Source organism: Flavobacterium pectinovorum, from assembly GCF_006438875.1.
Lineage (GTDB): Bacteria > Bacteroidota > Bacteroidia > Flavobacteriales > Flavobacteriaceae > Flavobacterium > Flavobacterium pectinovorum_A.
This window is the reverse complement of sequence record NZ_RCZH01000021.1, coordinates 80,731-92,798: the sequence shown is the minus strand read 5'-3', so window position 1 is coordinate 92,798 and position 12,068 is coordinate 80,731. Positions and strand designations below refer to the sequence as shown.

At 35.4% G+C, this 12,068-nt stretch carries 8 protein-coding genes; 5 read left to right on the top strand and 3 right to left on the bottom strand.

Annotated elements, in window-relative coordinates:
• Positions 1-93: 93 nt before the first annotated feature.
• Positions 94-1,890 carry a translation elongation factor 4 gene (gene lepA, locus EAH81_RS23820; protein WP_140511503.1) on the bottom strand — a complete coding sequence of 599 codons (1,797 nt, stop codon included), beginning with the start codon at positions 1,888-1,890 and terminating at the stop codon, positions 94-96.
• A 471-nt stretch (positions 1,891-2,361) separates the two neighbouring features.
• Here lepA and EAH81_RS23815 point away from each other — a divergent pair, with 471 nt between their 5' ends.
• Entirely contained in the window at positions 2,362-2,595 is a 234-nt protein-coding gene (locus tag EAH81_RS23815; RefSeq protein ID WP_140511502.1) for a hypothetical protein, read from the top strand.
• 48 nt (positions 2,596-2,643) lie between these two features.
• On the opposite strand, the gene EAH81_RS23810 is transcribed toward EAH81_RS23815, so the two are convergent.
• Both EAH81_RS23810 and EAH81_RS23805 read right to left on the bottom strand, forming a co-directional pair.
• Positions 2,644-3,366, bottom strand: coding sequence for an NUDIX hydrolase (locus EAH81_RS23810; protein ID WP_140511501.1), 723 nt, complete (start codon positions 3,364-3,366; stop codon positions 2,644-2,646).
• Positions 3,366-4,082, bottom strand: coding sequence for an NUDIX hydrolase (locus EAH81_RS23805; protein ID WP_140511500.1), 717 nt, complete (start codon positions 4,080-4,082; stop codon positions 3,366-3,368). The genes EAH81_RS23810 and EAH81_RS23805 overlap by 1 nt, the downstream gene beginning before the upstream one ends.
• A 389-nt stretch (positions 4,083-4,471) precedes the next feature.
• On the opposite strand from EAH81_RS23805, the gene EAH81_RS23800 reads away from it, so the two are divergent.
• The 4 genes from EAH81_RS23800 to EAH81_RS23785 are packed head-to-tail and all read left to right on the top strand — an operon-like array spanning position 4,472 to position 12,054.
• A complete protein-coding gene (locus tag EAH81_RS23800) occupies positions 4,472-5,965 on the top strand; it encodes a xylulokinase (protein WP_140511499.1) in 1,494 nt (497 codons plus the stop codon).
• A gap of 2 nt (positions 5,966-5,967) precedes the next feature.
• Complete coding sequence (gene xylA, locus EAH81_RS23795; RefSeq protein WP_140511498.1) at positions 5,968-7,290, top strand: xylose isomerase; 1,323 nt, start codon at positions 5,968-5,970, stop codon at positions 7,288-7,290.
• 46 nt (positions 7,291-7,336) lie between these two features.
• Positions 7,337-10,468, top strand: a complete 3,132-nt coding sequence (locus EAH81_RS23790; protein ID WP_140511497.1) for a SusC/RagA family TonB-linked outer membrane protein — start codon at positions 7,337-7,339, stop codon at positions 10,466-10,468.
• 11 nt (positions 10,469-10,479) lie between these two features.
• Positions 10,480-12,054: a RagB/SusD family nutrient uptake outer membrane protein gene (locus tag EAH81_RS23785; RefSeq protein ID WP_140511496.1), complete on the top strand. Its 1,575-nt coding sequence runs from the start codon at positions 10,480-10,482 to the stop codon at positions 12,052-12,054.
• Positions 12,055-12,068 lie beyond the last annotated feature (14 nt).

The window sequence follows — 12,068 nt, the reverse complement described above, 5'->3', positions numbered from 1 at the left end:
TCATCGGGTTTTAATCTTATTATATATCTTAAGTCTAAAGCATCAAGTATGAAGTCTTTATTCTTAAGTTTTTCTTCTTTCTTCTAAAAAAAATTAATCGTTAAGCTTCAAAACAGCCATAAAAGCTTCTTGCGGAATCTCAACATTTCCAACTTGTCTCATACGTTTTTTACCTTTTTTCTGTTTTTCAAGAAGTTTACGCTTACGCGAAATATCTCCACCGTAACATTTTGCGGTAACGTCTTTACGAAGTGCTTTGATAGTTTCACGAGAAATTACTTTTACTCCAATTGCTGCCTGAATTGGAATATCAAACTGCTGACGCGGAATTAATTCTTTTAGTTTCTCACACATTTTTTTACCAATGYGGTAGGCATTGTCTACGTGAATTAAAGAAGATAAAGCATCAACAATAATAGCATTCAATAAAATATCCACTTTTACCAAGCTTGAAGTTCGCATTCCAATAGGAGCGTAATCAAATGAAGCATATCCTTTCGAAACCGTTTTTAAACGATCGTAAAAATCAAATACAATTTCGGCAAGAGGCATATCAAAAGTTAATTCTACTCTTTCGGTAGTCAGGTAGGTTTGGTTGGTAATCAAACCTCTTTTTTCAATACATAAAGACATAACATTCCCCACAAAATCAGATTTGGTGATAATTGTCGCTTTTATATAAGGTTCTTCTACGTGATCTAATCTTGATGGTTCAGGTAAATCAGATGGGTTGTTTACCACAAATCCTACAGTAGGATCTTTTTTAGTATAAGCCAGGTACGAAACGTTAGGAACTGTAGTAATTACAGTCATATTGAACTCACGTTCCAGTCTTTCCTGAATAATCTCCATGTGTAACATTCCTAAAAATCCACAACGGAAACCAAATCCTAAAGCCGCCGAACTTTCAGGTAAAAACACCAATGAAGCATCGTTCAATTGTAATTTTTCCATAGAGTTACGCAACTCTTCATAATCTTCAGTATCAACAGGATAAATTCCGGCAAATACCATTGGTTTTACATCCTCAAAACCAGTAATCATATTGGTAGTAGGTGTTTTAGCATCTGTTAGAGTATCTCCAACTTTTACTTCTTTGGCTTCTTTAATTCCAGAAATTAAATAACCAACATCACCTGCAGAAATAACATTTTTAGGAACCTGATTTAATTTTAAAGTTCCAATTTCGTCAGCAAAATATTCATTACCGGTGGCCATGAATTTAATTTTTTGCCCTTTTTTAATCTGTCCGTTTTTCACACGGAAAATAACTTCAATTCCACGAAACGGATTGTAATGTGAATCGAAAATCAAAGCCTGTAACGGCTCATCTATATTTCCTGTTGGAGGTGGGATTTTTTCGATAATGGCAGCTAAGATATTCTCAACACCAAAACCGGTTTTTCCTGAAGCATGAATAATATCTTCTAGTTTACATCCTAATAAATCGATAATATCATCACTAACTTCTTCAGGATTAGCGCTAGGTAAATCAACTTTATTTAAAACCGGGATAATTTCCAGGTCATTTTCTAAAGCTAAATATAAGTTAGAAATCGTTTGTGCCTGAATACTTTGTGCAGCATCAACAATCAAGAGCGCACCTTCGCAGGCAGCAATAGATCGGGAAACTTCGTATGAAAAGTCAACGTGGCCGGGAGTGTCAATTAAATTTAAAATATATTCCTCGCCTTTATAAGTATATTCCATTTGAATGGCATGACTCTTAATGGTGATTCCACGCTCGCGCTCCAGGTCCATGTTGTCAAGCAATTGCGCTTTTTCTTCACGAGCTGTAACGGTTTGTGTAGCGCCCAACAATCGGTCTGCCAGTGTACTTTTACCGTGGTCAATATGTGCAATAATGCAAAAGTTACGTATCTTCTTCATTTTAATATGTCAATTCTCTAAGCGAGTTTTAAGTATTTCAGGGTATAAATTTGTGCCATAGCAATTGCTTTACGGCACATTATTAAGGCGCAAAGATAGCGCAAAGTTTTGGATTCTGGAATCTAGTTGTTCGATTTTGAATTTTGCTGCCGGAAAGTCCGTAATTCACTAATAATGAAGGAGTAGTTTAAAGTCAAAAACGTGCAAAATGTTTTTACTACACAGTTGGTTTGATTCGTTCTTTGTCAAAAAAATACTTCTAGTTGCTTTTATTTGAAAAATCTGTATTTTTTGTGCGAATAATTGTCGGTTTAGGTAAATATGACTATACTTGTAGTCATTTAAACCATAAGTATAAATCATTTATGGTTTTAAATTTTTGTTGTCTTTTTTTATTGAAATCTGTGCGCAGGATTTATTTATAAAAAAAGAGAATATCTATTTTTTACTAACAATTAAACCCAAGAAATTATGGAAAAACAAACCGTGAGACTGGCTCAAAAATTTGGCAGACTCTCAAAAGAAGAAATGAAAAGTATTAAAGGCGGAACATTAGGAACAGTTTGCGGTCCCAGAAATGGCGTACCAACTTCTATTTGTCCGAGCGGAAATGGAGTTGCAGCAAATTCCGGATCAGAAGACCCTTCTAAGTTTCCGGGAATTGTAGGAGGTTATTGCAATGTAATAATCGTATGTATTCCTTAAAAAATAAAGGAACAAATGCCCGAAGAATTTCTTCGGGCATTTTTTTATCTAAAATTCAAAATTGAATCCTTTTTCGGTCAATTTCTTATAAATCGCTTCATCAAATTTGTATAATTTGGCGGCTCGATGCGAAACATCTTGTTGTTTTTCATCTAATGCAACCAATAATTTCATGTGCAGAATTTTTCGTCTGAAATTTGATTTATCCATTTCGATTCCTAAAATTTCCTCATATAAATGCATCAATTGCAATAAAGTAAATTTTTCAGGCAAAAGATTGAATCCAATAGGAGCCTGACGAACCCGGTTTTGAAGTTGTTTTAAACTATATTCTAAGATTTCGTTGTGGTCAAAAATTAACTTAGGAACCTCATTAATTTTAAACCATTTAGCTTCAAATACAGAGACGCTGGCCTTAATATTATAATCTTCTCGGTTTACTAAGGTGTAATATCCAACAGTTATAACCCTCTCGCTTTTTACACGATCAGGATCTGTAAAAGCTTTTAATTGCTCCAGATAGATATTGTCAAGGCTGGTGAGTTCATATAATATTCGCAGTGCGGCATTATCAATACTTTCTTCCAGTTCCGGATTTCCACCAAGAACTCCCCATTTCCCGGCACTTTCTCCTACGGCATGATGTACTAAAAGCACCTCAAGATTTTTTTTATCAAAAGAAAAAATAACGCAGTCGATCGAAATGCCCTCTATAAAAGGTTTGACATCAGTATTAGTTTCCGAAATATTTTTAGAAAAGGAGGAAGTCATTAAAATTCAAAATTAAATCCTTTTTCAGTCAATTTCTTATAAATCGCTTCGTCAAATTTGTATAATTGGGCTGCACGATGCGAAACATCTTGTTGTTTTTCATCCAGAGCAACCAATAATTTCATGTGCAGAATTTTTCGTCTGAAATTTGATTTATCCATTTCGATTCCTAAAATCTCCTCATATAAATGCATCAATTGCAATAAAGTAAATTTCTCAGGCAAAAGATTGAATCCAATTGGAGCCTGACGAACTCTGTTTTGAAGATTTTTTAAACTATAAGCAAGAATTTCGTTGTGATCATAAATCAAATCCGGAATATTATTAATCTTATACCATTGTGCATCCGAAGCCGTAAAACCAGCTTTAATGTTGTAATCTTCGCGTTTTACTAAGGCATAATATCCAATCGTAATAACACGTCGAAGCGGGAAACGATCCGGATCTCCAAACGCTTTTAATTGCTCCAGGTAAATATTATCAAGACCGGTAAGCTCGTTCAATAAACGGTGTGCGGCATCATCAGTACTCTCTTTTTTATAGATCCATCCTCCTGGAAGTCCCCATTTTCCTTTACTAATTCCTTCTCCGTGTTGTACCAGAAGCACTTCAAGACTTCCTTTATCAAATCCAAATATGACACAGTCAATCGTGATTGCATTCATTGCGGTTTGCTCGCTTTTTAAAGCAGAATCGTCGGCTACATTTTTAACCATATGCTATTTAAATTTTGACAAATTAAATAAATAAAATGAATAGTTCTCCTCATATGAGATTTATATTTTTCTTAACGCAATAATTTTCTGACAATCAATTGCTTGCGATATCCTTAAAAATAAGATTTTAAAATAATCATCCTTAAACGACTGATTATCAAATTGCTAAATCGCTATTTTTTTGATATTTTTTTCTGCTGTTTTAGCTTCTTTTTTAACGTATTCATAAAAATCATGTTTGAATTATCAGAATTGAAAAAAAATAAACCTAATATTTTGTTAATATAGAAAAATGTTTTACACTTGTAGTCAAATTAACCATAAGATAAGTTCAGTTTGACTATAAGTTTAAAAGGGACAAATTTATAACTAAATAAAAAGTACCACAAATGTTTTTTTTAGGAATTGATTTAGGAAGCTCATCGATAAAATTATCAATTTTCGATCCTGAAAAAGGAACGACTATTGGCGCAGTAAGTGTTCCGGATTTTGAAATGCCAATTATTGCCCCAAAATTTGGCTGGGCAGAACAAGATCCTGAATCGTGGTGGCAATATGTAAAAGACGGAATCAAACAATTAGGCTCAAAGTCTAATATTGATTTAAAGAAAATTGCCGGAATCGGAATTGCCTATCAAATGCATGGTTTGGTTTTAACCGATGAAAATCTGAATCCGGTTCGTTCCTCAATTATTTGGTGTGACAGTCGTGCAGCGATTATCGGAGATGAAATTTATGCTAAAATGGGTGCTGAAAATTCTCAAAAACAAATTTTAGGAAGTCCGGGAAATTTTACCGCTTCAAAACTAAAATGGGTAAAAGACAATCAGCCTGAAGTTTTTGCAAAAGCAAAATACATGATGCTTCCGGGAGATTTTATTGCTGCCAAATTATCAAAAGTAGCTCAAATAAGTACTTCGGGATTATCAGAAGCCGCTTTATGGAATTTCTCAGAAGGAAAACTGGCAACAGAAATCCTTTCTCAAATGGGATTATCATCTGATATTGTTCCGGAAATTGTTTCAAACTTCGGAATTCAGGCAACAATTCACTTAGAAATTGCTCAGGAATTAGGATTAAATCCTGATGCAAAAATAACGTACAGAGCAGGAGATCAACCAAACAATGCTTTGTCATTGAACGTTTTGAAACCCGGAGAAATTGCTACAACAGCCGGAACTTCGGCAGTAGTTTATGCCGTAAGCGATCAGGATGCTTACGACAAACAAAACAGAATCAATACTTTTTTACACGTCAACAATACCGAAGCCGAAAAACGCAACGGAGTAATGTTGTGCATTAACGGTTCGGGAATTTTATACCAATGGCTGCGCAAAATCATGTCAGTTGACAGAACTGATTTAATCGCCTACGAAAAGCTAAATGCCGAAGCTGCAAAAGTAGAAGCAGGAAGCAACGGACTTCGTTTTTACCCTTTCGGGAATGGTGTTGAACGTATTTTTAATAATAAAAATGCGACTTCTGGAATCCAGAATTTAAATTTCAACATACATCAGCCATCACATTTGGTGCGCGCAGCCTGCGAAGGAATCGTGTTTGCCATGAACTACGGTTTTGATGTGATGAAAGAAGTTGGAGTTTCAGGAACAGTGGTTAGAGCAGGAAATTCAAACCTGTTTTTAAGTCCGGTTTTTAGAGAAATCTTCACCAATACTACACAAACAACTTTAGAATTATACAATACTTCAGGAGCAGAAGGTGCTGCAAGAGGCGCTGCTTACGGTTTCGGATATTACAATTCGCTTGACGAAGCTTTCGCAGGATTGCAATGTTTAGATCGAATTGAACCCAATAAAATCCTGACAAGTCAATATCAGGATTTATATCAAGAATGGAAAAGTCAAATTAAAATAGAACAATAATAATGAGCACAACTAAACAATCTTATTTTAAAAACATCGATACGATAAAGTTCGAAGGAAGAGAAAGTGATAATCCACTAGCTTTTAAATGGTATGATGAAAATCGTATCGTTGCGGGAAAAACATTAAAAGAGCATTTGCGCTTTTCGATGGCGTACTGGCATACGTTATGTAACACTGGAGGAGATCCGTTTGGAGCTTCGACTGAAACATTTTCCTGGGATAAAAATGAGAATGTCATTTTAAGAGCAAAAGACAAAATGGATGCTGCTTTTGAATTTATGACAAAGTTAGGTTTGCCTTATTATTGTTTTCATGATGTTGATGTGGTGGATGATGCGCCAACATTGGCAGAATTTGAAACTCGTATTCAGACTATGGTTGAATATGCGAAACAAAAACAACAAGAATCAGGAATTAAATTGTTGTGGGGAACTTCAAACTTATTCAGCAATCCTCGCTATATGAATGGTGCTGCAACGAATCCAAACTTTGATGTTTTGGCGTATGCAGGAGCTCAGGCAAAAATTGCAATCGACGCAACTATTGCTCTTGGCGGAGAAAATTATGTTTTTTGGGGAGGACGTGAAGGTTATATGAGTTTGTTAAACACAGACATGAAAAGAGAATTAGACCACTTGGGGAGATTCTTAAATACTTGTAAAGATTATGCACGCAAAGAAGGTTTTAAAGGAAACTTCCTGATCGAACCAAAACCTATGGAACCTACAAAACATCAGTACGATTATGATGCAGCGACTTCATTAGGATTCATTAATAAATACGGACTTCAAAATGATTTCAAATTAAACCTTGAAGTAAACCACGCAACTCTTGCCGGACATTCTTTTGAGCACGAATTGCAAGTTGCGGTAGATGCAGGAATGTTAGGAAGTATCGACGCAAACCGCGGAGATTACCAAAATGGTTGGGATACAGATCAATTCCCAATAAATCTTCAGGAAGTTACACAAGCTATGTTGGTGATTCTTGAAGGTGGAGGAATTCAGGGCGGAGGCGTAAACTTCGATGCAAAAGTGAGAAGAAATTCAATCGATTTAGAAGATAAATTCATTGCACACATTGCCGGAATGGATGTTTTTGCAAGAGGATTAATCTGCGCAGATCAAATATTACAAAATACAGATTACAGAAAATTACGCACACAGCGTTACAGTTCATTTGACGGTGGAAACGGAGCAAAGTTCGAAAACGGAGAATTATCTCTTGAAGATCTTAGCAAAATTGCCCGTGCAAGTGGAGAACCTCAACCGCTGAGCGGAAGACAGGAATTATTCGAACAGATTATTTCGAACGCATATTAATAGACAAAAAATTACTAACTATAATTTCAACCAATTCTTAACTATTATGAAAAGCAAACATTGTCTTAAAACAACAACGCTCTCGTTCTGCATGGCGCTGTTGCTTAGTGTATTTATGGTGCAGTCCGGTTTTGCACAGGAGCAATCCCAGATTGTAAGCGGAAATGTAAAATCAGCAGAAGATGCTATGGGAATTCCGGGTGCTACAGTAGCAATTGAAGGAACCAAAACAGCAACCTCAACAGATTTTGATGGAAATTTTAAACTGGAAGCAAAAACGGGTAACGTAATTGTAATCAGTTTTATGGGATTTAAAGCACAGCGTATAACTGTTGGAACTCAAAAAACGATTAATGTTACTTTACAAACAGAAGCCGCAGATCTTAAAGAAGTTGTCGTAATTGGGTATGGTTCTCAAAAGAAAACGCTTGTAACAAGCGCCGTTACTCAGGTTAGCGGAGAGAATCTTGCTAAAACCAATACGACAAATGCACTGCAAGCGCTTCAGGGTCAGGCAGCAGGACTTCAGGTTACTTCTACTTCAGGACAACCGGGAGAAGGACTAAATGTCGTGATTAGAGGTGTGGGATCAACAGGAGGAAGCAGTCCGCTTTATGTTGTTGACGGAATACTTACAAGTGATATTTCTTATTTAAGCAATTCAGATATTGAATCTATTTCTGTTTTAAAAGATGCTGCATCTGCTGCCATTTATGGATCTCAAGCTTCTAATGGAGTTGTTTTGGTAACAACCAAAAAAGGAAAAAGAGGTGCTGCAGGACAAATGACTTTTGATCAGTATTATGGTGTACAATCTGTAGCCAGAAAAGTTGATTTATTAGATGCAACGGAGTATGCAACGATACTAAACGAAGCTGCTGTAAACTCAGGGAAAAACCCATATTTTACGAATAGCCAAATTGCTGCGTTAGGAAAAGGAACAAACTGGATGGATAAAATGTTTACTGATAATGCGGCTACCAAAAATTTCTCATTTGGTGCTTCGGGTGGTTCAGATACTTCAGTTTATTCAGCATCGTTGTCTTATTTAGGACAAGAAGGAGTTGTAGGAGGTAAAGATTTATCAAACTACGAACGTTATAATTTTAGATTCAATTCAGAACATAAATTATACAAAGACGTAGTTACGTTTGGAGAAAATTTAAGTTTTGCTTATATTAATAAAAACGGAATTGGAGTTGGAAATCAATACAATAATGCTTTAAGAGGTGCTTTTCAGGCAACGCCATTATTGCCAATGTATGATTCTAAAGGCAATTATTATGATACCACAAATAATACAGAGCCTTGGCTTGCCGGAGCAGCAAATCCTTATGCTTTGATGCAATACAACAATCAAAATGAAGGTAACAACCAAAAATTACTTGGAAATGTTTATTTGCAAATTGAGCCTATAAAAAACTTAACATTCAAAACTACTTTAGGACTTGATTATTATGCAGGTGAAGGACATTCATACTTGCCAATATATGACTTATCGATTTATGCAAACAATGCATTTGATAAAGTTAACCAAAACATGAACAAAGGTAAAACTCTTACTTGGGATAATTTATTGACTTATAAATTTAATGTTGCAGATACGCATCATTTTGAAGCAATGTTAGGAACTTCCTCTATTAATTATGACGGAACTTCGGTAAGTGTTACCAATGCAGATTCTGTTTTTAATGATTTAGAACACGCTTGGTTAGACAACACGACTAACAAAGATGGTGCAAAAATATCCATGAGCGGTCTAAAACAAGAGACTAAAAGAATGTCTTATTTTGGAAGATTAAATTACAACTATAAAGAAACTTATTTGATCAATGCAACTTTTAGAATGGATGGATCTTCTATTTTTTCTAAAGAAAATCAATGGGGTTATTTCCCATCAGTATCTGCAGGTTGGATAGCTTCAAATGAAAATTTTCTAAGAGATTCAAATGTTATTAACTTTCTTAAATTAAGAGGAAGCTGGGGACAGGTTGGTAATCAGAATGCAAGACCTTTTCAATATTTATCAACTATAAAATCAAATAATACCAATTATATTTTTGGTGATACAGAAGGAGTTTTAACGCCTGGTGCTTATCCGGACAGATTATCAAATCTGAATTTAAAATGGGAAACTTCAGAACAAATTGATTTTGGTTTTGATGCAAGATTTTTACACAATGCCTTAAATGTTACGTTTGATGTTTACCAAAAAACGAATAAAGACTGGTTAATTTTAGCACCAATTTTAGCAACTGCCGGTGCAGATGCGCCTTACATCAACGGTGGAGACGTAGTGAATAAAGGAGTTGAGTTGTCATTACAATATCAAAATAAAATTGGAGATTTTAATTATAGCATTAGTGCAAACGGTGCCTATAATAAAAACACAGTTGGAAAAATACCTACTACAGATGGTATCATCCACGGATTGAACAACGAACTTTATGATAATTCAGGTGAGTTTTACAGAGCACAAAATGGACAACCGTTAGGTTATTTCTGGGGATATAAAACTGGCGGAGTTTTTCAAAATCAGGCACAAATTGACAATTATAAATCAGCAAGTGGTGCGGTTTTACAACCAAATGCAGCTCCCGGAGATCTTATCTATGTAAACACTAACGGAGATGATAAAATTGATGCATCAGATAAAACAAGTATCGGAAAACCAAATCCGGACTTTACTTTTGGTTTCTCTTTATCCGGTAGTTACAAAGCTTTCGATTTCTCGGTTATGGCAAATGGTGTAGCAGGAAATCAAATCGTACAGTCGTATAGAAATCAGGCAGGTGCTTACGGAAATTATACATCTGCAATATTAGATCGTTGGCATGGAGAAGGTTCTTCAAACACAGTACCAAGAGTAACAGAAGACAACAGAAACTTTACGCAATTCTCAGATTTGTATGTTCAGGATGGTGATTTTTTAAGAATCAGTACCGTTACATTAGGATTTGATTTAGCAAAAATGAAACAATCAAAAACCTTTTTTGCAAGCCAGTTCAGACTTTATTTCTCTGTATTGAATCTTTACACTTTTACGAAATATGATGGTATGGATCCTGAAATTGGATTTGGTTCTTCAAATAACGACCAAAAGTTTTCATCAGGTGTTGATGTAGGTTACTACCCACGACCAAGAACATACATGTTGGGATTAAATATTAAACTTTAATAATTAATAAGATGAAAAATACATATCTATATATTTTCTGTTTGAGTTTATTGTCATTGGGTTCTTGTAGTTTAGAAACAGAACCATTAGTACAACAAACAGATACTAATTTTTATAAAACAACAGATGATGCCTATTCAGCATTAGTAGGTTGTTATGATGGTTTGCAAGTTGCAACCGGAGCCAGCGGTTTAGGAGTTCCGGTGATAAGTGAAGTAATGTCTGATGATTGTTTTGGCGGAACCGGAAATTCTGATGGTTACAATTATGCTGCAATCGACGAGTTTGATATTTCACGTTCACCTGCAGATGTTGATATGCTTAACGGTAACTGGATTGGTTATTATAAAGCACTTTATCGTTGTAATGTTTTCTTGTCAAAAATGGATCAGATCGACTGGAAAGGAGATACAGCTCTAAAGAATACGTATACATCTGAAACCAGATTTATCAGAGCCTATCTTTATTTTGAAATGGCACGTTTATGGGGAAGTGTTCCTTTGTTAACAGCTCCCTCTTCTGAAAATGTACCACAAGCAGCGCCGGAAGAAATTTATAAAGTAATTGCCGAAGATTTAGTTTTTGCTTCAAATAATTTACCTGCTGTTGCCTACAATGCTACAACTTCAGGACGCATTACAAAATGGGCTGCAAAATCTCTACTGGGACGTGTTTACCTATATTATACAGGATATTACGGAAAAACAGATTTAGCTGGAATAGTAACTAAAACACAAGCCTTAGGACATCTTGAAGATGTAATTGCTTCAAGCGGTCATGGTTTAGTAGATGATTTTTCTACTTTGTGGCCAGCAGCTTCAGTTGATAAATATGCGGGAGAAAGCAATAAAGAAATTGTGTTTTCTGTGAAATACTCTTACACAAGTGATTATAACGGAAATACAGATGGAAACCATTGGATGGTAATGTTTGGTATGAGAGAATTCTCTTCTTACCCTTACGGACGTGGTTGGGGAGTTACGGTAAACTCAAAATTATGGGATACTTATAGCGCAACAGATACAAGACGTGTAGCAACTGTGATTGGAATCGATGAAGAAAAAATAAAATTCGATAAAATAAACAATCAAAGAGAATACACCGGTTACTACAATAAAAAATATTCACCAATGGTGGACAAAAACGGAGTAGATATGCCACTTGTTATGGGAAGCCAATATTGGGATATCGGTCAATTTCAGGATTATGTTGTATTAAGATATGCTGACGTTTTATTGATGGCTGCCGAATTAGGAAGCGGAAGTGCTCAGACTTATTTTGATGACGTGAGAAGAAGAGCTTACAAAGACAATTTTACAGCGCTACCGGTTAATTATGATAATATCATGAACGAAAGACATTTAGAATTTGCTCTTGAAGGAGTTAGATACTGGGATTTATTGCGTCAGGGTGTTGGAAAAGCTTCTACAGCTATTGCAGAAACTACAACATTATTAAATGGTGGAGTTGCCGCAACAAAAACAATTTCAGCAGGTAAAATTGAAGCTACAAAAGGACTACAACAAATTCCGAATACTCAGATTACATTATCAGGCGGAGTTTTGAAGCAAAATGCAGGTTGGTAATCTTAACTAAAAAA